This window comes from Rhodococcus spelaei (assembly GCF_006704125.1).
GTDB lineage: Bacteria > Actinomycetota > Actinomycetes > Mycobacteriales > Mycobacteriaceae > Rhodococcus_G > Rhodococcus_G spelaei.
On record NZ_VIGH01000012.1, the window covers coordinates 1 to 20,703 of the forward strand.

Consider the following 20,703-nt stretch of genomic DNA (forward strand, 5'->3'; position numbering starts at 1 on the left):
CAGAACAAGCCCGACGGAGCGCGTTGTCGGGATGGCTACACACCTACAATCACCACCGGCAACACTCCGCCATCGGTAGGAACGTTCCCTTCAGCCGATTGACCAACGTCCCTGGGCAGTACAGCTAGACGGCCGCGGCGCGCCGCACCAGCGACAGGAATGTGGCCGCGGTGAAGAACAGCCCGGAGAACACCCGGCCGGTGACACGCTGCTGTCGCGGCGACCGCATGACCGCCAGCACCCGCGCGGCCAGGCCGGTGTAGCCGGTCATCACGATGACGTCGACGGTGATCATGGTCGCCGCGATGATCGCGTACTGCGGGACTAGTGCCGCGGCGGGGTCGAGAAACTGCGGCAGCACGGCGAGCATGAACACCACGGCCTTCGGATTGCTGGCATTGACCAGGAATCCGCGCGTGACCATGCCCGTGACCGACCGTCCCGGCCGTTCGGCATCGGTGGCGACCTCGGTCGGTGCCGCGCGCCACTGCCGGATGCCGAGATACACCAGGTACGCGACACCGAACCACTTGATCACCGTGAACGCGAGCGCCGAACTGGCCAGCAGTGCGCCGACCCCGGCCGCGACGATCGCCACCTGCAGCAGCAGGCCCAGTTGCAGGCCGAGGATGTTCCAGTAGCCGCGGCGCAGCCCGTGGTTCAGTCCGGCCGACATGGAGGCGATGGCGCCCGCTCCCGGCGACAGGCTGATCACCCACGCCGCGCCGAGGAACGCCAGCCACACCTGCCATGTCATGGCCCGACCCTATTACTTCCGCCGGTTCGCGCTTCGGGCGTACCGTGAGCACATGGCGAGTCCCATCGAATCCGTCGACCTCGGACGCCGCAAGGTCGCCCGCCGCGCCGTGATCGACGCCGCCGCACCCGAACTGTTCGCCCAGGTGGCGGACCCCCGCCGGCACGCGGACCTGGACGGCTCCGGCACCGTCAAGGCGACGGTATCCGGCCCGGAGCGGCTCGCGCTCGGCGACAAGTTCTCGGTGAACATGCGGATGTTCGGTTTTCCGTACCGGATCACCAGCACCGTCACGGCATTCGAACCAGATCGGCTGATCGAGTGGCGGCATCCGTTCGGGCACCGGTGGCGGTGGGAGTTCGACGACCTGCCGGCGGCCGGAGACGACGGCCCCCACACTCAGGTCACCGAGGTGTTCGACTACTCGACCTGCCCGATCGCGAAGGGGCTCGAACTGGGCGGATTCCCCGGGAAGAACGGGGACGGGATCACCGCCACCCTGCTGGGGCTCCAGCGCCGGTACCGCTGAACGCTCAGCTGCCCGACGACCCGGTCGGCGCGCCGGACTTCGGCGGGTTCAGGCAACTCTGCGGCGGGTTCACCAGCGAGCACACCGACTGCCGCATGACCGGCCGGTAGTCGGCGGGCACGCCGTTCGCGGCGATCACGTCCCGGTAGGCGGCGACCGCGTCGGTGGGCCTGCGGGTGAGCGTCGGGTCGGTGAGCACATCGACCGTGTAGAGGCCGAACCGGTTCCGGTAGCTGCCCCATTCGTAGTTGTCGGTGATCGACCAGTAGTTGTAGCCGATCACGTTGGCGCCGTCGGCCTTCGCCCGGGTCAGCCAGTAGACGTGGTCGCGCAGGTGGTCCGAGCGGGTGTACCCGTCCGCCCGCGGTTTTCCGTTGTCGCTGGGCATCCCGTTCTCGACGATGTAGATCGGCAGCCCCGGGTAGCGCTCGGCGTAGTGCATCACCGCGTGGTAGATGCCGTCCGGCTGGGGCGTGATGTCGTAGAAGGCGTCGCTGATCGCGTTCGCGGCGGAGAGGTTGTCCAGTGAGACGCCGTAGTAGTAGTCCACGCCGATGAAGTCGAGCTTGTCGCGGACCCGGTCGACGAAGGTGGCGTCGAGCCCGCTCTCGACGGCCGGAATGTAGGAGACGTTGCTCGACACCCGGGCGCCGGGATCGAGCCGATGGACGAGGTCGTAGGCGCCGCGGTGCGCGCGGACCAGTCGGTCCGTCATCAGTGGGACGCCGAGCGGGCTGATGCCGCCGAAGGTCAGTTCCTTGAGGGCGAAGGCCGTCGGCTCGTTGATGGTGATCCAGTCGGCCCCGACGCCGGCGTACCGGGCAATCACGTGTTCGGCGTTGGTGAGCCAGAACCCGACGGTCTCGTCGTTGCCCCAGCCCCCGCGGTCGGCGATCCAGCCGGGGTAGACGAAATGGTCGAGGGTGATCATCGGCTTCATGCCGTGGGAGCGGATCTGCCGGACCACGTCGTCGTAGTAGGCGAACGCGGACTCGTCCCATGCGCCGGGCGTCGGTTGCACGCGGGCCCACTCGACGGAGAAGCGGAAGACCTTGACTCCCATCGCCGCGGTGTTGGCGATGTCCTCGGGGTAGCGGTGCAGGAAGTCCGGGCCGGGCCCGTACGGGTCGTGGGTCTTGCCTGCCGCGATGTAGCGCGACCAATTGCTGTCCGGGGGTGGCCCTTCCGCTTGGAATCCCGAGGTCGCCACGCCCCATTCGAAGTCCGCGCCGAGGCCGGCCGGTGCGGCCTGTGCGGGTCCGGCGACGACGATCGGACCTGCGACGAGGGCGAGGACGAGGGCGAGGACGCGCACGATTCGGGCCACGCCTCGGAGGGTAGGGCAGTGCGGCCGAAGCGCGTGGTGAAATCCGGCCCGGTAATTCCGTTCGATGATTCAACGGTTTTGCGGCGGTCCCGACGCCGGACCACGCATCATGGACGGGCACTGAGTTGTCGCCGACCCGAAAGGTTCTGCTGTGAACGCCCCGCTCGCCTTCTTCGACTCGACCCCGGACGGTTTCGTACCGTTGCACTTCGCGATCAGCCGGTGGTCGCCCGACATGGTGAACGGCGCGGCGCTGTGCGGTCTCGTCGCGCGGGCGCTCGAAAACAGCCACGGCGGTGACGGTTTCGTGCCGGCCAGGCTGACAGTGGACCTGTTCCGGCCCGCGTTGACCAGGCCGCTGACCGCCGTGACCACCGGAGTGCGGGACGGCAAGCGGATCCGGGTCGCCGACGCCGAACTGCTGCAGGACGGCGAGCCGGTGGTGCGGGCGACCGCGGTGTTCCTGCGGCCGTCCGAGCAGCCGCCGGGGCAGGTCTGGACCCGCGAGCGTAGGCCGTCGCCGCCGCCCGCCACGATCGCGCCGCCGACCGAAGCGCTGACGCCGCCGTACTTCGGCAGCGACGACCACCCCGACGGCTGGTCCACGTCGATGCTCGAGCATCAGGGGGCGAGCCGAAAGAGGATGTGGGCGCGGCATCTTCCCGCAGTCGTGGGGGAGGAGCCGTCGCCGTTCGTGCGGGCCGCGATGGCGGGGGAGCCGACCAGCCTGATGACCAACTGGGGCACCGCGGGCGTCGGATTCATCAATGTCGACATGACACTGGTGCTGGCCCGACTACCCGAGGGGCTCGACGTCGGGATCGAGGCGGACGACCACATCAGCGCAGACGGCGTCGCGGTGGGCACCGCGACGATGTTCGACCGCCGCGGAACGGTGGGCACGTGCGTGGTGAGCGCACTCGCGAACGCGCGACGTCAGGTGGACTTCGCGGGCCAGGGCGAGTTCGAACTGCCCGCGACGAACTAGTTAACTAGTTCTCGGGTTTCGCATCCGTACCGAGGAACGGTCGGATCAGGTCGATCGGCAGCGGGAAGATCACCGTGGAGTTGTGCTCGCCACCGACCTCCCGCAACGTCTGCAGGTAGCGAAGTTGCAGGGTCGTCGAGTTCCGGCTGATCACCTCGGCGGCCTCGGCCAGCTTCGCGGAGGCCTGGAACTCACCCTCGGCGTTGATGATCTTCGCGCGCCGCTCGCGCTCGGCCTCGGCCTGGCGGGCGATGGCGCGCTGCATGTTCTCCGGGATCTCGACGTCCTTGATCTCCACGGTGGTGACCTTGACGCCCCATGGTTCGGTCTGCTGGTCGATCACCTTCTGCAGGTCGTCGTTGAGGCGGTCGCGGTCGGCGAGCAGGGTGTCGAGCTCGGCCTTGCCGAGCACCGAGCGCAGCGTGGTTTGGGCGATCTGAGTGGTCGCGGCGAGAAAGTCCTCGACCTCGACGACCGCGCGGTTCGCGTCGAGCACCCGGAAGTAGGCGACCGCAGTCACCCGGGCGGGCACGTTGTCGCGGGTGATGACCTCCTGTACGGGAACGTTCAGGGTCACCGTGCGCAGCCCGACCCGGACCATCCGGTCGACGCCCGGGATCAGCAGCACCAGACCGGGGCCCTTGACCTCGAGCACGCGTCCGAGCCGGAACACCACGGCGCGCTCGTACTCGCGCAGCACCCGCACCGCGGTCCCGGGCACCACCAGCGCGAGGACGGCGAGGACCACGATCAGGGTGAACAGGATGGTCACAGCGGTACCTCCCAGGGTTCCGGTCTGCGCACCGTCAGGGTCAGTCCGTGGACGCCCTCGACGACGACCGACTCGCCTGCGGCGGGCACCGGGTCGTCGGGGTAGCCGAACTCGATGCGGGCCGACCACAGTCCGCCGTCCGCACGCACCTGGCCGGTCGGGCCGGACCAACTGCTGACGGTCGCATGCGAGCCCACCAGCGACTGCGGTCCGCCGCGAACCGGGGCCCGCCGCGAGGTGACGACCTTGCGGCCCGCGACCGCCGTGACGCCGAGTCCGATCCCCGCGACGCCGAGCGCGATCGGCACCGCGACCACCTGTCCGGCACCGCCGGACAGGAACAGCATCCACACGCCCGCACCGATCGCGAGAACCGCGATCCCGCCGAGCACGCCCGAGGTCGGGGTGTGCGCCTCCACCAGGATGAGCAGCAGGCCCAGCAACACGGCCACCACGCCGAACGTGGCCATCTCGACTCCCACGATCACGCCGTCCGAGGGCCCGGCTGCCGTGGCGATCGCCCGGCCGATCGACCCTCAGTTCAACGGTAGGCCCGTACCGGCGTGGCTGCCACCAGTGCGGGAAGGCAATGCGTCGGCGGTTCGGGCGGCGATGGTTTGTTACAGGCTCGTAAATGTGTTCTGCGTCACGTACCATGATTCGACTGCCCCTGAACTTTCGGCAGTGATCGTCGTTTACACCCGCCGGGAGCTCGAGATGGCAGCGAATCCATCGCCGTCGAAGCGGACCGTACGCCGCGTGGATGACCCGCGGCCGGCGCCAGAGATGTCCTCCAGGAAGTCGGCTCAGTCAATCAGGAAGACGGCTCAGTCGACCAGAAGGAAGACCGGGCAGTCGACCAGGACGAGGCCGGCGGGTCCACGCGCGCCGCACATCGCGGTTGCCGTCGAACCCCAGTTCATCCGCGGTGCGAGTCTGCGGTCCCAACTGCTCGCCGGCGCGTTGCGGTACACGGTCAAACCGGTGCTCGGCGCATGGGGACTGTGGCCGAGTCCGCTCTGGCCCGCCGGTCTGCTGGACCACGCCGCCCGGTTCCTGCCACCGACGAGGGGGGTGCGCACGCGGCGGGTGCGTCTGGACGACTGCGACGCCGAATGGATGCCCGCGGCCGGCGGGGCCGAACGCGCGGTGCTGTACCTGCACGGCGGTGGGTTCCTCACCTGCGGGCTCAACACCCACCGCAGGCTCGCGTCTCGGGTCGGGCTCGCGGCCGGGGCCGGCGTGCTCAGCGTGGACTACCGGATGCTGCCGCGGCACCCGATCGGCGACGCGGTCGTGGACGGTGTTGCCGGCTACCGCTGGCTGCTCGACCGCGGCTACGCCCCGGACCGGATCGTGGTCGCGGGCGACTCCGCCGGCGGGTTCCTGACCTTCATGACAGCGCTCGCCGCCGCCGAACTCGGGCTGCCGAAGCCGGCGGCCCTGGTCGCGTTGTCGCCGCTGACCGATCTGAACCCGGCGGGCAAGCTCGCGAACCCCGGCGCCGACGACTGCCCGCTGATTCCGCGCTCGGTGATACTCGCGCTTGCCGAGATCGCGGATCGCGTCGACCGCCGCGCCGCCACCGGCATCCGCGGGCCGCTGCGCTCGCCGGTCGACAGCGTCCTGACCGGACTGCCGCCGGTGCTGATCCAGGTCGGGTCCACGGAGATGCTGTACCCGGATTCGGAACTGATGGCTCAGCGACTCGGGGCAGCGGGGGTGCCGGTCACCCTCGAGGTGTGGGACCGGCAGGTGCACGTGTTCCACGCCGCCGCCGACCTGGTGCCGGAGGCCGGGCGAGCGATTGCCCGGATCGGCGAGTTCATCCGCGCCGCCACCGCCGCAGGTGCCGTGACCGCGGCGACCCTCATGCCCGCGGAGGCCTGACGGGGATCCGTCGTGTCCAGCTCGGGTGGCGGTACTTCGCTTGCCGCACTGGGAAAGTCGCGATGGACCCGACGGGCGGGCGCATTCCTCGCCGGCGCCGCACCGGTGTTCGCGTTCCCCGAGCCGAACCTCGGGTGGCTCGCCTGGGTGGCGTTGGTCCCCGCACTTCTCCTGCTCAGGGGCGCGAGTTCGGCACGGGAGGCGGCCCTGCTCGGCTGGCTCACCGGTGTCGGATTCCTGGCGGCCACCCAGTACTGGCTGGTGCCCAATCTCGTCTGGTTCTTCCCGCCGGCGATCGGATTGGTGGCGTTGTTGTGGGTCGGCTGGGGGATTGTGGTGTGGATCCTGTTGCGGGGCAACGTCAGCGTTGGTCGGGCCGTGGTCGCCGTGTTCGGTGTGTCCGCCGGGTGGACTGTGATCGAGGTGGTCCGGTCCTGGCAGTGGCTCGGCGGCCCCTGGTCGCTGCTCGGTGCGACCCAGTGGCGGCATCCGAGCATGCTCGGCCTCGCCGCACTCGGCGGCGGGTGGCTGGTCGGATTCGCGATCGTCGCGGCCAACACGGGCCTCGTCGTGCTGATCGTGACCCGTGCGGCGGCGCGGTCGGTCGGGGCGGTGGCCGTTGTGCTCGCGCTGGTGTCGGGCCCGCTCTGGTACGCCGGATTCCCTCCGCCGTCGACAGCGGACCGGGTGCACGTCGCGCTGATCCAGCCGGGAATCGTCCACGGCGACTTGCTCTCTCGTGAGGAGGAGCTGACCCGTGCGGTGGCGGGACGGGTCGGCCTCGTGGTGTGGGGCGAGAGCAGCGTCGACGACGACCCCGGTGACCACCCCGAGGTCCTGGACCGGCTCACCGCGCTGTCCCGGTCGGTCGGTGCGGACCTGCTCGTCAACGTCGACGCCCGGGCGGGGGCGTCCGGTGCCATCGCGAAGACTGCGACTCTGATCGACGCACACGGGATCGTCGCGACCTACGCCAAGACGCGTCTGGTGCCGTTCGGTGAGTACGTGCCTTTTCGCGATCGGCTCGGCTGGCTCAGCCGGATCACCGCCGCGGCGGGGGAGAACCGGCAGCCCGGTCGCGGTCTGGTCGTCATGGACGCGAACGGCGTGGCGATCGGGCCACTCGTCTCGTTCGAGCTGACCTTCCCGGACCTGGCCCGCAGGCAGGCCAGGGGAGGGGCGGGACTGCTGGTCTACCAGACGTCCACCGCGACCTTCCAGGGCAGTTGGGCGCCCGCGCAGTTGGCGAGCTTCGGAGCGCTGCGTGCCGCGGAGACCGGCCGACCGGCCGTCGTGGCGGCGCTGACCGGCGTGTCGGCGGGCTTCGACGCGCGGGGCAACCGGCTGGCATGGTTGCCGTCCGCTGCACACGGCGCGCTCGAGGTCGACGTGCCGCTGTCGGTGCGGGACACCGCCTACGACCGGTTCGGCGACTCCGTGCCGGCGGCATGCGCGGGACTGCTCGTCGTGATCGCGGTCAGCGGTGCTGCTGTTCGGCTCGTTTCTGGACGGCGGGGCGGAACAGGTCGAGGTAGCCCCGGCGGGCCTGGGACGCGCCGCACGGCGGTCGGCGAAAATCAGTAGCAACTATCCTGGACAATTGACAGCGCGATAATCGACACAAACCCATCCTTTCGAAGGGACCCTCATGCCTGCCCGCACCGAGCTCGCCCGCGTGGATCTGCGCGGTCGAACCCCCACCCTCGCCGAACTCCGGTCGGCGCTGCCCCGAGGTGGAGTGGACGTGGACGCGGTGCTGCATCAGGTGCGCCCGATGGTCGAGGCCGTCCGCGACCGCGGCGCCGAGGCGGCGCTCGAGTACGGCGAGAAGTTCGACGGCGTCCGCCCCGGCACGGTGCGGGTGCCCGCCGCCGAGCTGGCCCGCGCCCTCGACGAGCTCGACCCGGCCGTGCGCACCGCGCTCGAGGTCGCGATCGAGCGCACCCGCAAGGTGCACGCCGACCAGCGCCGCACCGACACCGTCACCGAGGTCGTGCCCGGCGGCACCGTCACCGAGCGCTGGGTCCCGGTCGAGCGGGTCGGGCTGTACGTACCCGGCGGCAACGCCGTCTACCCGTCGTCGGTCGTGATGAACGTGGTGCCCGCGCAGACCGCGGGGGTCGGCTCGTTGGTGGTCGCCTCCCCGCCGCAGGCCGCCTTCGGTGGCCTGCCGCACCCGACCATCCTCGCGGCCGCGCAGTTGCTCGGCGTCGACGAGGTGTGGGCGGTCGGCGGCGGCCAGGGTGTCGCGCTGCTCGCGTACGGAGGCACCGACACCGACGGCGGCGAACTGGCACCGGTGGACCTCATCACCGGGCCCGGGAACATCTACGTCACCGCGGCCAAGCGGCTCTGCCGCGGGCTCGTCGGTATCGACGCCGAGGCCGGACCCACCGAGATCGCGATCCTCGCCGACCACACCGCCGACCCGGTGCACGTGGCAGCCGACCTGATCAGTCAGGCCGAGCACGACGTGATGGCCGCGTCCGTGCTGGTCACCACCTCGACGGAGCTCGCCGACGCCGTCGACGATGCGCTCACCGCGCAGCTGGCGCTGACCAAGCACCGCGAGCGCGTCGCCACCGCACTGTCCGGCAGTCAGTCCGGCACCGTGCTCGTCGACTCGATCGACGAGGGTCTGAAGGTCGTCAACGCGTACGCCGCCGAGCACCTCGAGATCCAGACCGAGAACGCGGCCGAGGTCGCCGCGCGGGTCCGCAGCGCGGGTGCGATCTTCGTCGGCGCCTGGTCGCCGGTCAGCCTCGGCGACTACTGCGCGGGTTCGAACCACGTGCTGCCGACTGCGGGTTGCGCCCGGCACTCGTCCGGGCTGAGCGTGCAGACCTTCCTGCGCGGCATCCACGTCGTCGACTACTCGGAGGCCGCGCTCAAGGACGTCTCAGGCCACGTGATCACCCTGGCGAACGCCGAGGACCTGCCGGCGCACGGTGAGGCCGTGCGGCTGCGGTTCGAGACACTGGACGGCACCGCCGCCGAGGCGCTGAAGTGAGCGCCGCGCCCGGCTCGGCGGTGACGGTCGATGATCTACCGCTGCGCGAGAACCTGCGCGGCAAGTCCGCGTACGGGGCCCCGCAGCTGAGCGTCCCGGTGCAGCTGAACACCAACGAGAACCCGCATCCGCCGACGAAGGCGCTGATCGACGACGTCGCCGAGTCGGTGCGTGAGGCTGCCCGCGAGCTGCACCGGTACCCGGACCGCGACGCCGTCGCGCTGCGCACCGACCTGGCGGCGTACCTGTCCCGGCAGACCGGCGTCCCGGTGACCCTCGAGAACGTGTGGGCGGCCAACGGTTCCAACGAGATCCTGCAGCAGTTGCTGCAGGCGTTCGCCGGACCGGGTCGTCGCGCAATGGGTTTCGTGCCCTCGTACTCGATGCACCCGATCATCGCGGACGGTACGGACACCGAGTGGCTGCCGGTCTACCGGCGTGCGGACTTCGCGCTGGACGTGGACGCCGCCGTGGTGGCGATCGGCGAGCAGCGGCCCGACGTCGTGTTCGTCACCAGCCCCAACAACCCGACCGGCCACAGCATCCCGATCGCGTCGCTGCGGTTGCTGCTCGACGCCGCCCCGGGCATCGTGATCGTCGACGAGGCGTACGCGGAATTCTCCGACGCGCCCAGCGCGATGACGCTGATCGACGAGTACCCGACCAAGCTCGTGGTCTCGCGCACGATGAGCAAGGCGTTCGCGTTCGCGGGTGGTCGGCTCGGCTACCTCGCAGCGGCACCGGCGTTCATCGACGCGCTGCTGCTGGTGCGCCTGCCGTACCACCTGTCCGTCGTCACCCAGGCCGCCGCCCGCGCGGCCCTGCGGCACGCCGACGAGACGCTCGGCAGCGTGCACGCCCTCGCCGCAGAGCGTGTCCGGGTGTCGAAGGCGCTGGAGGACACCGGGTTCCGGGTGATCCCCAGTGACGCCAACTTCATCCTGTTCGGCGAGTTCGCGGACGCCGCCCGCGCCTGGCAGTCGTACCTGGACCGCGGGGTGCTGATCCGCGACGTCGGCATCCCCGGGTACCTGCGCGTCACCGTCGGGCTCGCGTCCGAGAACGACGCCTTCATCGCGGCGAGCGACGAGATCGCTGCCACCGAATTCGTTGCCGCCCACTCGAACACAGGAGACAATCGATGACCGATCGCATCGCCACGGTCGAGCGGACCACCAAGGAGTCGTCGATCTCGGTCGAGTTGAACCTCGACGGCACCGGCATCGTCGACATCTCGACCGGTGTCCCGTTCTTCGACCACATGCTCACCGCGCTGGGTGCGCACGCGAGCTTCGACCTGACGGTCAAGGCGGAGGGCGACATCCACATCGAGGCGCACCACACGATCGAGGACACCTCGATCGTGTTGGGTCAGGCGCTCGGACAGGCGCTCGGCGACAAGAAGGGCATCCGCCGATTCGGCGACTCGTTCATCCCGATGGACGAGACCCTGGTACACGCCGCCGTCGACGTCTCGGGCCGGCCGTACTGCGTGCACACCGGTGAACCGGATCACATGCTGCACACCGTGATCGGCGGATACCCCGGTGTCCCGTACGCGACGGTGATCAACCGGCACGTGTTCGAGTCGATCGCGTCGAACGCGCGCATCGCGCTGCACGTGCGGGTGCTCTACGGGCGCGACCAGCACCACATCACCGAGGGTGAGTTCAAGGCCGTCGCGCGGGCGCTGCGCGAGGCCGTCGAGCCGGATCCGCGGGTGTCCGGTGTGCCGTCGACCAAGGGCGCGCTCTAGTTCTATGAGTGACTTCCTGATCTACGGACTCTTCCTGCTGGCCGGATTCGCGGTCGGCGGTGCCTACTCGCTGTGGAAGGTCAACAAGTTCGCCGCCGGCGTGCTGGTCGCGCTGGCGATCATCGCGGTGGTCGCCGGCGTCCTCCGGCTCGTCTGATGCTGAGCATGCTGCGTACCCGCGGCATGCCGGTGGCGATGATCATGGGCTTCGCTGCCTTCGGCGGATGGTCACTGCTGCTGCCGGTGGTGCCGCTCGCGATCTTCCAGGCCGGCGGCTCCGACGTGCTGGCGGGTGCGTCGACCTCGATCTTCATGGCTACCACGGTGGCCACGCAGTTGGTCACGCCGCGACTGCTTCGTGCGTGGGGCTACCGGGCTGTCCTCGCGGTCGGCTGCGTGCTGCTCGGCGCGCCCGCGCTTGCGTTCCTGCTGTCCACCGCGGCGGTGCCCGCCCTCGTGATCTCTGCGGTGCGGGGTGTGGGTTTCGGGATGCTCAGCGTGGCGGGCAGCGCGCTGGTCGCGGAACTGGCCCCGAGGAAACTGCTCGGCCGGGCCACCGGCGCCCAGGGCATCGCGATCGCGACCGGCCAGATGATCGCGTTGCCGGTCGGTTTGGCGTTGTTCGGGCGAGGTCACCAGTCCCTGGTCTTCGTGCTCGGTGCGGTGGTGCCGCTGCTGGCGGTCGCGGCGGTCGCGGCGCTGCCGACGGTCCGGCCCGCAGCTCGTTCCGATGCCAGGCGGGAGCCGCTGCCGCTGCGAGCGGTGCTGGTTCCGTGCCTTGCGATGGTCGCGGTCGCGTCGGTGTACGGCGGGGTGTCGAGCCTGCTGCCGATCGCGGTCGAGGACCGCGCCGCGATCGCCGGTGTCGCGCTGGCGTTCGTCAGCGGCGCGATGCTCGTCGGTCGCTACGGCGCGGGCATCCTGGTCGACCGGATAGGGGTGGGCCGAATCATGGCTCCCGCGTTGGCTTGTGTCGCGGTCGGCGCCGCAGTGTACGCGGCGGCGGTGGCTGGCGACGGCCACGTGACGCTGCTCCTACTCGGGTCGGCGTTGTTCGGTGCCGGCTTCGGCGCGGTGCAGAACGAGGCACTGGTGACGTTGTTCCAGTCGGCAGGTCCGGTCCGACTCGGCGCCGCGAGTGCGGCCTGGAACATCAGCTACGACGCCGGCACCGGGATCGGTGCACTCGCTCTCGGCGTGGTCGCCGGGGCAGCGGGCTATCCGGCGGTGTTCGTGGTCGGGGCCGCGGCGATCGCAGTCGTGGTTCCGCTCGCGCTGGCCTGGAGGATTCCAGTGGCGGTGCCGCGGGCCGATAGAGTCGAGTCATGACCTCCGTTGCTCTGCTCGATTACGGTTCCGGGAACCTGCACTCGGCGATGCGGGCGCTCGCGCGCGTCGGTGCCGACGTCGAGGTGACCTCCGACCCGAAGGCGGCGCTGGCCGCGGACGGGCTCGTCGTGCCCGGTGTCGGCGCGTTCGCCGCCTGCATGCAGGGCCTGCGTTCGGTGAAGGGCGAGCGGATCATCGGCCAGCGCCTCGCGGGCGGTCGCCCGGTGCTGGGCATCTGCGTGGGCATGCAGATCATGTTCGAGCGGGGCGTCGAGCACGGCGTGGAGGCCGACGGCTGCGGCGAATGGCCGGGCACCGTCGAGAAGTTGCAGGCCGACGTGCTGCCGCACATGGGCTGGAACACGTTGACGGCGCCCGAGGACAGTGTCCTGTTCGCGGGCCTCGACCCCGACACCCGCTTCTACTTCGTGCACTCGTACGGCGTGCAGAAGTGGGAGCTGGCGGAATCGGACCTGATCGCGCCGCCGAAGCTCACCTGGGCAGACCACGGTGGCTCCTTCCTCGCCGCAATCGAGAACGGCCCGCTCTCGGCCACCCAGTTTCATCCGGAGAAGTCGGGCGACGCGGGCGCCGCGTTGCTGGAGAACTGGGTTCGCAGCCTGTGAGTGGCGGGCGCCGGGAGCTCTCCCTGGGACGGCTCGCCCTGTTCTCTCTCGGCGCCGCGGCCGCGGTCCTGTTGCTGGTGACGGTGCTGGTCGCCGCGCTGCGGCCGTCGCCGGTGGTCGGGCTGGTCATCGTGCTGGTCGGGGTTGCCGGGGCGGTCGCCGCGATGGGCACCGTCTCCACCGGGATGACGCGACAGGCATTCGACGAGGAGCCGGGGGACGAGTCGACACGCGAGCCCGACCCGGACACCGGCCCGGAGCGCTGAGGCACTAGGGTTGTCGCAGTGAGCCTGGTCCTTTTGCCTGCTGTAGATGTCGTCGACGGTCAAGCTGTTCGCCTTGTTCAGGGGGAGGCAGGCAGTGAGACCAACTACGGTTCGCCGCGCGACGCGGCCCTCGCGTGGCAGAACGCCGGTGCCGAGTGGGTGCATCTGGTCGACCTCGACGCCGCCTTCGGCCGCGGGTCCAACCGCGAGATGCTCGCCGGTGTGATCGGTGAACTCGACGTCAAGGTTGAGCTGTCCGGGGGCATCCGCGACGACGCCTCCCTCGAGGCCGCCCTCGCCACTGGCTGCGCCCGCGTCAACCTCGGCACCGCTGCCATCGAGAACCCCGACTGGTGCGCCAGCGCCATCGCCCGCTTCGGCGACAAGATCGCCGTCGGTCTGGACGTGCGCAACGTCGACGGCCGCTACCAGCTGCGCGGGCGCGGCTGGGTCACCGAGGGCGGCGACCTGTTCGAGACCCTCGCTCGCCTCGACCGTGACGGCTGCTCGCGCTACGTCGTCACCGACGTCAGCAAGGACGGCACCCTCACCGGGCCGAATCTCGAACTGCTGAGCCAGGTCTGCGCGGCCACCGACGCACCGGTTGTCGCGTCCGGCGGCATCTCCAGTCTCGACGACGTCGTGGCGATCGCCGGGCTGGTCGATCAGGGCGTCGAGGGCTCGATCATCGGTAAGGCCCTGTACGCGGGCCGTTTCACCCTGCCCGAGGCACTCGCCGCGGTCGCCGGCTAGGTTCCGACGATGATCCCGGCCCGCGACCCGCACGAGCTGCTCTCGATCGCGGGCGGCGTGCTGGACGGGGTGGTGGAGCGGTTCCTCGCCGGCGTCGGTGCGCCGAGCGCGGTGACCAAGGGGCCCACGGACTTTGCCACCGAGGTGGACCTGGAACTCGAACGCCGGATCAGCGGTGAACTCGAACAGCTCACCGGAATCGCCGTGCACGGCGAGGAATTCGGCGGTCCCGACCTGTCCGAGGGCACCGTGTGGGTGCTCGACCCGGTGGACGGCACCCTGAACTACTCGTCCGGTCTGCCGACCGCGGGCATCCTGCTGGCGTTGCTGGAGGAGGGCAGGCCGGTCCTCGGGCTGACCTGGCTGCCGATGATGAACCGGCGCTACGCGGCGAGTGTCGACGGTCCGTTGCTGTGCAACGGGGAGGTGCTGCCCGCGCTTCGTCGGCAGCACCTGTCGGAGACGATGGTCGGGTTCGGGGCATTCAACGTGGAGGGCCGCGGGCCGATCCCCGGCGCCTACCGGGTGCGGGCGCTGGCCGAGGTGAGCCGGGTGTGCCGGCGGCTGCGGATGCACGGCTCGACCGGCGCGGACCTGGCGTTCACCGCGGCGGGTGTGCTCGGGGCGTCGGTGATCTTCGGCTACCACCCGTGGGACAACGCCCCAGGCGTCGCGTTGGTCCGGGCGGCGGGCGGCATCGTCACCGACCTGGCCGGGCAGGACTGGCACATCGGCTCGAAGTCGGTGCTGGCGGCGGCGCCGGGCGTGCATGACGAAGTGTTGAATATTCTGAAGTCTCTTGGTGATCCGGGTGACTACCTGGATTCCGCGGTAGGAAGGTAAGACGACATGACGTTGGCAGTGCGGGTCATCCCGTGCCTGGACGTGGACGCGGGTCGGGTCGTGAAGGGCGTGAACTTCGAGAATCTGCGCGACGCAGGCGATCCCGTGGAGCTGGCAGCGGTCTACGACGCGCAGGGCGCCGACGAGCTGACCTTCCTCGACGTCACGGCGTCCACCTCCGAGCGCGGCACCATGCTCGACGTCGTCACCCGCACCGCCGAGCAGGTGTTCATCCCACTGACGGTCGGCGGCGGCGTCCGCACCGAGCAGGACGTGGACCGGCTGCTGCGGGCCGGCGCCGACAAGGTCAGCGTCAACACCGCCGCGATCGCCCGGCCGGAACTGCTGCGCGAGCTCAGCGAGCGGTTCGGCTCGCAGTGCATCGTGCTGTCGGTGGACGCTCGCACGGTGCCCGAGGGTGAGGCGCCGACCCCGTCCGGCTGGGAGGTCACCACGCACGGTGGTCGCCGCGGCACCGGCATCGACGCGATCGAGTGGGCGCTGCGCGGCGCCGAGCTCGGGGTGGGGGAGATCCTGCTCAACTCGATGGACGCCGACGGCACCAAGGCCGGGTTCGACCTGCCGATGATCCGCTCCGTGCGCGCGGCCGTGCACGTGCCCGTGATCGCCAGCGGTGGCGCCGGGGCGGTCGGCGACTTCGCGCCCGCCGTCCAGGCCGGTGCGGACGCGGTGCTCGCGGCGAGCGTGTTCCACTTCGGCGACCTCACGATTCCGCAGGTCAAGGACGCAATGCGCGCGGAAGGTATCGTGGTCCGATGAGTCTCGACCCGGCCATCGCGGCCCGTCTCAAGCGCAACGAGGCCGGCCTGTTCAGTGCCGTCGCCCAGGAACGGTCCACCGGCGACGTGCTGATGGTCGCCTGGATGGACGACGAGGCGCTCGCCCGCACGCTGGAAACCCGTAAGGGAACGTACTTCTCGCGGTCGCGTCAGCAGTACTGGGTCAAGGGGGAGACCTCCGGCCACACCCAGTACGTGCACGAGGTGCGCCTCGACTGCGACGGCGACTCGGTCCTGCTGATCGTCGACCAGGAGGGCGCCGCCTGCCACACCGGCACGCACACCTGCTTCGACACCGACGTCCTGCTCGCCAAGCCCTGACCTCCGCCGCTCACGAACGGGAGCCCACGGCTCGTTTCGCGGTCGCAAGTGAGCCATGGGTTCCCGTTCGGTGATCAGACCGGGGCGCCGGCAGTGCCGTCGGATCCGGGCCCGCGTCTCCAGTCCCTGTGCGATCGCGGTCGAGCCGCGGAACGGTGCGTCGATGATGGTCATGCCGCCACGTTGGCGTCGGCGTCCGACGAGTTTCGATAGCGCACCCGTCCGGTTGCCGCCGCCTGTGGATCGCTTCGTCGGTATCCACAGGCGGCGAACGGGACCTCACGGCTCGTTTCGCGGTCGCAAGCGAGCCTTGGGTTCCCGTTCGGCAGCGGGGGTCGGCAACAATGGTCGGCATGCCACTGATTCAGATCAGCCAGACACCCGGACTGACCACCGAGCAGAAGCGGGCCGCGATCGAGGCGGTGACGAAGGCCTACGCGGAGGCGACCGGCAAGAACCCGGCCCAGGTGTGGGTCACGCTCACCGACGTGCCGCGCGAGAACTGGGGTGTCGGCGGCGTGCCGTTGGGGTGACGGCCGCCGCTCAGGCCTTGCCGGTTCCCTTCGCGATCCCGCGGTCGAGTTGGCTGACCAACGCCTGACCGAGCGTGATCAGGCCGCGGACCTGGGCGTCGTCGAGTCCCTCGAAGACCAGGGTCTGGACCGCGTGCACGTGGCCGGGTGCGGCGGCGACGACCTTCGCGTAGCCGGCCGCGGTGAGGACGGCGAGCGATCCGCGGGCGCCGACGATGCTCTTGCGCTTGACCCAGCCCGCCTTCTCCATCTTGGTCACGACGTGGGAGAGCCGCGACAACGACGCGTTCGCCTGTGCGGCCAGGGTGCTCAGCTGCAGTCGACGCTGCGGGGCTTCGGACAGGACCGCGAGCACGAAGTACTCGAAGTGCGTCAGACCCGCATCGCGCTGGAGTTGGGTGTCCAGCGCCGCGGGCAGACGGGTGGTCAGCGCGACCAGTTCGCGCCAGGCGCGTTGCTGTTCGTCGTCGAGCCACCGCGTCGTCGGTTCTGCTGAATCGTGCGAACTCTGAGTCATGTGCACCGCCGGGTCATGCTGTCGCCTCCTGAGGAACATTCGCCTGGGGAATATTTGTCGTACGGTGCCGTTGACTCCTATGATAGTTGAAGCTTCAATTTAAGGAGTCGGATATGACGGATCTCGCCATGCCCGCGTTGTACCTCAGCCATGGTGCACCGCCGCTCGTCGACGACGAATTGTGGGTCTCCCAGCTCGCCGCCTGGTCCGCAGATCTGCCCCGACCCAAGGCGATCCTGATCGTCTCCGCGCACTGGGAGTCGGCGCCCCTGACCATCGGCTCCACGACCACCGGAACGCCGCTCGTCTACGACTTCGGCGGCTTCGACCCCAAGTACTACCGCGTGCAGTACGCATCGCCGGGCGCACCGGACCTCGCCGGGCGGGTCGCGGCGCTGATGCCCGACAACGAACCCGTGTACCACCAGCCCGACCGCGGACTCGACCACGGCGCCTACGTTCCGTTGACCGTGATGTACCCCGACGCCGACGTCCCGGTTCTGCAGATCTCGATGCCGACCCTCGACCCGGAGCGTCTGCTGCACCTCGGCGAACGACTGCGTCCCCTGCGCGAGGAGGGTGTGCTGATCGTCGGGTCGGGCTTCACCACACACGGGCTGCCGTTCCTGCGTGACTACTCTCCGAACGCGGTCGCCCCGGGATGGTCTGCGGAGTTCGACGCGTGGGCGTCCGAGCGGTTCGCGGCCGGCGACGTCGACGCGCTGATCGACTTCCGGGCGAAGGCGCCGGGCATGCCCTACGCGCACCCGACGATCGAGCACTTCGCGCCGCTGTTCGTCACGCTCGGTGCGTCCAGCAATCCCGAACAGGTCCCGCAGCAGGTGATCGACGGCTTCTGGATGGGCCTGGCGAAGCGCTCACTTCAGCTCGTGTAGGAACTCCAACGCCTGGTCGGCATGCGTGTTCGCGCGCAGTTCGCTGGCGATCACCTTCAACACGGTGCGGTCGGTGCCGATGACGAAGGTCGTGCGCTTGACCGGTGACAGCTTGGACAGCAGTCCGCGCCGCACCCCGAACTGTTCGGCGACCGCGCCCGACTCGTCGGACAGCAGTGGGTAGTCGAAGGACTTCGCGGCGGCGAACGAGGCCTGCTTGTCGACCTTGTCGGTGGAGATGCCGGCCCGTGACGCCCCGACCGCGCCGAACTCCGCTGCCAGGTCTCGGAAGTGGCACGCCTCGGCGGTGCACACCGGGGTGAACGCGGCCGGGTAGAAGAACAGCACCAGGGGACCGTCCGCGACGAGTTCGCTCAGCGTCCGGACGGTCCCGTCCTGGTCGGGGAGGGAGAAATCCGGCGCCTGCTGTCCAGTCTGCATGCGTCCGAGGCTACCGCGCTCGACGACCGTCAGTCCGGTGCTGGGATGATGGGTGCCATGCCCGGCGAGTCAACCTCCGTCCCCACCGCAGCCGCCGTCGTCGACGCGGGCGAGTCCACCACCACCAGGGAACAGTTCCGCTCCCTGGCGGCCGACCATCGCGTCGTCCCGGTCATCCGAAAGGTGTTGGCGGACTCCGAGACTCCGCTCTCCGCGTACCGGAAGCTGGCGGCCGACCGGCCCGGGACCTTCCTGCTCGAGTCCGCCGAGAACGGCCGGTCCTGGTCGCGCTGGTCGTTCATCGGTGCGGGCAGTCCCGCGGCGTTGACCGTCGTCGACGGCGAGGCCGGCTGGCAGGGCAGCGTGCCCGCCGGTGCACCCTCGGGCGGCGATCCGATCGTCGCGCTCGGCGAGACCCTCGAACTCCTGCGCAGCGAGCGACTGCCCGACCTGCCGCCACTGACCGGCGGCATGGTCGGGTTCATGGGCTACGACATTGTGCGCCGGCTCGAACGGCTGCCCAGCAACGCCGTCGACGACCTGCAGGTCCCCGAGATGGTGATGCTGCTGGCCACCGACCTGGCCGCCGTCGACCACCACGAGGGCGCGATCACTCTGATCGCGAACGCCGTCAACTGGGACGGGAGCGACGAGCGCGTCGACGAGGCCTACGACGACGCGGTCGCCCGACTCGACGCGATGACCACCGCCCTGAGCGCGTCGTCGCCGTCCACCGTCTCCACCTTCAGCAAGCCGGTGCCCGAGTACCGACGCCAGCGCACCACCGAGTCGTTCGGCGTCGACGTGCGCAGGCTGATCGGTGAGATCGAGGCGGGCGAGGCGTTCCAGGTGGTGCTCTCGCAGCGCTTCGAGATGGACACCGACGCGCACCCCTTCGACGTGTACAGGATGCTGCGCGCGTCCAACCCGAGCCCGTACATGTACCTGGTCAACGTCCCGGACGGCGACGGCGGCACCGCCTTCTCGATCGTCGGGTCGAGCCCGGAGTCGCTCGTGACGGTCAAGGAGGGCACCGCGACCACCCACCCGATCGCCGGCACCCGTTGGCGAGGGGCCACCGAGGAGGACGACCTCCTGCTCGAGAAGGACCTCATCGCCGACGAGAAGGAGAACTCCGAGCACCTGATGCTCGTCGACCTCGGGCGCAACGACCTCGGCCGGGTCTGCGAGCCGGGCACCGTCAAGGTGCACGACTACCGGCACGTCGAGCGCTACAGCCACGTCATGCACCTGGTGTCCACGGTGACCGGTCGGCTCGCGGCGGGCAAGCACGCGCTCGACGCGGTCACGGCCTGCTTCCCCGCGGGCACCCTCTCCGGTGCGCCGAAGGTCCGGGCGATGGAACTGATCGACGAACTCGAACCGACGCGGCGCGGCATCTACGGCGGGATCGTCGGCTATCTCGACTTCGCCGGCGACGCCGACACCGCGATCGCGATCCGCTCCGCCCTGGTCAAGGACGGCACCGCGTACGTGCAGGCGGGTGCCGGGATCGTGGCGGACTCGGACCCGGTGTACGAGGACACCGAGGCCCGCAACAAGGCGATGGCGGTGCTCAGTGCGATCGCCGCGGCGGGCACCCTGAAGACACTCGGCGGCGCCGATGAGTGACCGGACACCGACCGGCGACGCGGACGCCCCGTCCGCGCGGCGCTCCGGGCTCGCCGCGGCCCTGCCGGTCCTGCTGCTCGCGGCGGCCGCCCTGTGCCTGTGGGCGTCGTCGCGGATGACCTGGGTGAGTCTGGACGCCTCCGACGGTCTCGGGGAGGCCCGGCGCATCGCACTCATCGGCGGCACCTGGGCCGCGGCGACCACCCCGCTCGCGCTGACCCTGCTCGCCGCGATCGCGGCCTCGTTCGCGGTGCGTGGCTGGGCGCTGCGGATCGTCGGCGTGCTGGTCGCGGCGGTGGCGGTCGCGGCGGCGATTCCCGCGGCGACACTGCTGATCGAGGGCGCGGATCGGGACAAGGCCGGACGGCTGGCGGAACTGCCGGCCCGCGCCGAGGTCACCGCCACCGCGACACACGCCGCCCCGGCGCTGCTGGCGCTGCTGGGCGCGGTGCTCGCCCTGGCGGCGGCGGTGGCACTGATCCGGAAGGCGAGTGTCAGCGCGGGACTGTCGTCGAAGTACGCGGCGCCCGCCGCCCGCCGCGAGGAGGCGACCAAGCGCCGCGGGGAAGGTTCCGGCGAACCGCCGAGTCAGCGGACGCTCTGGGACGCGCTCGACGCGGGGCAGGACCCCACCGAGGACGGGCCGTCGGACCAGGCAAAGCCCGACGACTCCGATGACACAGACACCCGCCGTTAGTCAAGACTCGGACGCCCTCT

General features: G+C 70.2%; 25 protein-coding genes and 1 pseudogene. 20 read left to right on the forward strand and 6 right to left on the reverse strand.

What is annotated here, in order from left to right:
• Positions 1–128 (forward strand): annotated as a pseudogene (locus tag FK531_RS21240) (IS481 family transposase); the annotation flags it as partial.
• Here FK531_RS21240 and FK531_RS21245 read toward each other — a convergent pair.
• The gene (locus FK531_RS21245) at positions 125–757 is read right to left on the reverse strand and encodes a LysE family transporter (protein WP_142103051.1); all 633 of its coding nucleotides are present in this window, start codon (positions 755–757) and stop codon (positions 125–127) included. The pseudogene FK531_RS21240 and the gene FK531_RS21245 overlap by 4 nt on opposite strands.
• A 52-nt stretch (positions 758–809) precedes the next feature.
• Here FK531_RS21245 and FK531_RS21250 point away from each other — a divergent pair, with 52 nt between their 5' ends.
• Positions 810–1,286, forward strand: a complete 477-nt coding sequence (locus tag FK531_RS21250; protein WP_142103053.1) for an SRPBCC family protein — start codon at positions 810–812, stop codon at positions 1,284–1,286.
• A 4-nt stretch (positions 1,287–1,290) separates the two neighbouring features.
• On the opposite strand, the gene FK531_RS21255 is transcribed toward FK531_RS21250, so the two are convergent.
• A complete protein-coding gene (locus tag FK531_RS21255) occupies positions 1,291–2,613 on the reverse strand; it encodes a glycoside hydrolase family 1 protein (RefSeq protein WP_181763064.1) in 1,323 nt (440 codons plus the stop codon).
• A 151-nt stretch (positions 2,614–2,764) separates the two neighbouring features.
• Between FK531_RS21255 and FK531_RS21260 the strand changes: the two genes are divergently transcribed.
• Complete coding sequence (locus FK531_RS21260) at positions 2,765–3,601, forward strand: thioesterase family protein (RefSeq protein WP_181763065.1); 837 nt, start codon at positions 2,765–2,767, stop codon at positions 3,599–3,601.
• 4 nt (positions 3,602–3,605) lie between these two features.
• On the opposite strand, the gene FK531_RS21265 is transcribed toward FK531_RS21260, so the two are convergent.
• Both FK531_RS21265 and FK531_RS21270 read right to left on the reverse strand, forming a co-directional pair.
• Positions 3,606–4,373, reverse strand: a complete 768-nt coding sequence (locus FK531_RS21265) for a slipin family protein (protein ID WP_142103055.1) — start codon at positions 4,371–4,373, stop codon at positions 3,606–3,608.
• Positions 4,370–4,843, reverse strand: coding sequence for an NfeD family protein (locus FK531_RS21270; RefSeq protein ID WP_142103057.1), 474 nt, complete (start codon positions 4,841–4,843; stop codon positions 4,370–4,372). The genes FK531_RS21265 and FK531_RS21270 overlap by 4 nt, the downstream gene beginning before the upstream one ends.
• Before the next feature lie 514 nt (positions 4,844–5,357).
• On the opposite strand from FK531_RS21270, the gene FK531_RS21275 reads away from it, so the two are divergent.
• The 14 genes from FK531_RS21275 (at position 5,358) to FK531_RS21335 (ending at position 16,500) form a co-directional block, all read left to right on the forward strand.
• Complete coding sequence (locus FK531_RS21275) at positions 5,358–6,263, forward strand: alpha/beta hydrolase (RefSeq protein ID WP_354003521.1); 906 nt, start codon at positions 5,358–5,360, stop codon at positions 6,261–6,263.
• Between the two features lie 12 nt (positions 6,264–6,275).
• On the forward strand, positions 6,276–7,847 hold the full coding sequence (gene lnt, locus FK531_RS21280; RefSeq protein WP_220126970.1) for an apolipoprotein N-acyltransferase: 1,572 nt from the start codon (positions 6,276–6,278) through the stop codon (positions 7,845–7,847).
• A gap of 64 nt (positions 7,848–7,911) precedes the next feature.
• The gene (hisD, locus tag FK531_RS21285) at positions 7,912–9,273 is read left to right on the forward strand and encodes a histidinol dehydrogenase (protein WP_142103061.1); all 1,362 of its coding nucleotides are present in this window, start codon (positions 7,912–7,914) and stop codon (positions 9,271–9,273) included.
• Entirely contained in the window at positions 9,270–10,418 is a 1,149-nt protein-coding gene (locus FK531_RS21290; RefSeq protein WP_142103063.1) for a histidinol-phosphate transaminase, read from the forward strand. Before hisD ends, FK531_RS21290 begins: the two co-directional genes overlap by 4 nt.
• Positions 10,415–11,029: an imidazoleglycerol-phosphate dehydratase HisB gene (gene hisB, locus FK531_RS21295; RefSeq protein WP_142103064.1), complete on the forward strand. Its 615-nt coding sequence runs from the start codon at positions 10,415–10,417 to the stop codon at positions 11,027–11,029. The genes FK531_RS21290 and hisB overlap by 4 nt, the downstream gene beginning before the upstream one ends.
• Before the next feature lie 4 nt (positions 11,030–11,033).
• Positions 11,034–11,186 carry a hypothetical protein gene (locus tag FK531_RS22510; protein ID WP_181763066.1) on the forward strand — a complete coding sequence of 51 codons (153 nt, stop codon included), beginning with the start codon at positions 11,034–11,036 and terminating at the stop codon, positions 11,184–11,186.
• Positions 11,186–12,358 (forward strand): MFS transporter, encoded by a 1,173-nt coding sequence (locus FK531_RS21300; protein WP_142103066.1) that lies wholly within the window; start codon positions 11,186–11,188, stop codon positions 12,356–12,358. The genes FK531_RS22510 and FK531_RS21300 overlap by 1 nt, the downstream gene beginning before the upstream one ends.
• Positions 12,355–12,984 carry an imidazole glycerol phosphate synthase subunit HisH gene (gene hisH / locus FK531_RS21305; protein WP_142103068.1) on the forward strand — a complete coding sequence of 210 codons (630 nt, stop codon included), beginning with the start codon at positions 12,355–12,357 and terminating at the stop codon, positions 12,982–12,984. The genes FK531_RS21300 and hisH overlap by 4 nt, the downstream gene beginning before the upstream one ends.
• Positions 12,981–13,250: a hypothetical protein gene (locus FK531_RS21310; protein ID WP_181763067.1), complete on the forward strand. Its 270-nt coding sequence runs from the start codon at positions 12,981–12,983 to the stop codon at positions 13,248–13,250. The genes hisH and FK531_RS21310 overlap by 4 nt, the downstream gene beginning before the upstream one ends.
• Before the next feature lie 18 nt (positions 13,251–13,268).
• Entirely contained in the window at positions 13,269–14,003 is a 735-nt protein-coding gene (gene priA / locus FK531_RS21315) for a bifunctional 1-(5-phosphoribosyl)-5-((5-phosphoribosylamino)methylideneamino)imidazole-4-carboxamide isomerase/phosphoribosylanthranilate isomerase PriA (RefSeq protein WP_142103069.1), read from the forward strand.
• A 9-nt stretch (positions 14,004–14,012) separates the two neighbouring features.
• A complete protein-coding gene (locus FK531_RS21320; protein ID WP_142103071.1) occupies positions 14,013–14,846 on the forward strand; it encodes an inositol monophosphatase family protein in 834 nt (277 codons plus the stop codon).
• 6 nt (positions 14,847–14,852) lie between these two features.
• On the forward strand, positions 14,853–15,626 hold the full coding sequence (gene hisF, locus FK531_RS21325) for an imidazole glycerol phosphate synthase subunit HisF (RefSeq protein WP_142103073.1): 774 nt from the start codon (positions 14,853–14,855) through the stop codon (positions 15,624–15,626).
• Positions 15,623–15,967: a phosphoribosyl-AMP cyclohydrolase gene (gene hisI / locus FK531_RS21330; protein WP_142103075.1), complete on the forward strand. Its 345-nt coding sequence runs from the start codon at positions 15,623–15,625 to the stop codon at positions 15,965–15,967. Before hisF ends, hisI begins: the two co-directional genes overlap by 4 nt.
• A gap of 353 nt (positions 15,968–16,320) precedes the next feature.
• Positions 16,321–16,500, forward strand: a complete 180-nt coding sequence (locus FK531_RS21335) for a tautomerase family protein (RefSeq protein ID WP_142103077.1) — start codon at positions 16,321–16,323, stop codon at positions 16,498–16,500.
• 10 nt (positions 16,501–16,510) lie between these two features.
• Here FK531_RS21335 and FK531_RS21340 read toward each other — a convergent pair whose 3' ends face one another.
• Positions 16,511–17,017: a MarR family winged helix-turn-helix transcriptional regulator gene (locus FK531_RS21340; RefSeq protein ID WP_142103079.1), complete on the reverse strand. Its 507-nt coding sequence runs from the start codon at positions 17,015–17,017 to the stop codon at positions 16,511–16,513.
• Positions 17,018–17,130: 113 nt separating this feature from the next.
• Between FK531_RS21340 and FK531_RS21345 the strand changes: the two genes are divergently transcribed.
• Positions 17,131–17,913, forward strand: a complete 783-nt coding sequence (locus FK531_RS21345; RefSeq protein WP_142103081.1) for a dioxygenase family protein — start codon at positions 17,131–17,133, stop codon at positions 17,911–17,913.
• Here FK531_RS21345 and FK531_RS21350 read toward each other — a convergent pair.
• A complete protein-coding gene (locus tag FK531_RS21350; RefSeq protein ID WP_142103083.1) occupies positions 17,896–18,354 on the reverse strand; it encodes a peroxiredoxin in 459 nt (152 codons plus the stop codon). The two genes, FK531_RS21345 and FK531_RS21350, sit on opposite strands and share 18 nt — an antisense overlap.
• A gap of 57 nt (positions 18,355–18,411) precedes the next feature.
• On the opposite strand from FK531_RS21350, the gene FK531_RS21355 reads away from it, so the two are divergent.
• Together FK531_RS21355 and FK531_RS21360 are read left to right on the forward strand one after the other, a co-directional pair.
• Positions 18,412–19,986, forward strand: a complete 1,575-nt coding sequence (locus tag FK531_RS21355) for an anthranilate synthase component I (protein WP_142103085.1) — start codon at positions 18,412–18,414, stop codon at positions 19,984–19,986.
• On the forward strand, positions 19,979–20,683 hold the full coding sequence (locus FK531_RS21360; RefSeq protein WP_142103087.1) for a TIGR02234 family membrane protein: 705 nt from the start codon (positions 19,979–19,981) through the stop codon (positions 20,681–20,683). The genes FK531_RS21355 and FK531_RS21360 overlap by 8 nt, the downstream gene beginning before the upstream one ends.
• Positions 20,684–20,703 lie beyond the last annotated feature (20 nt).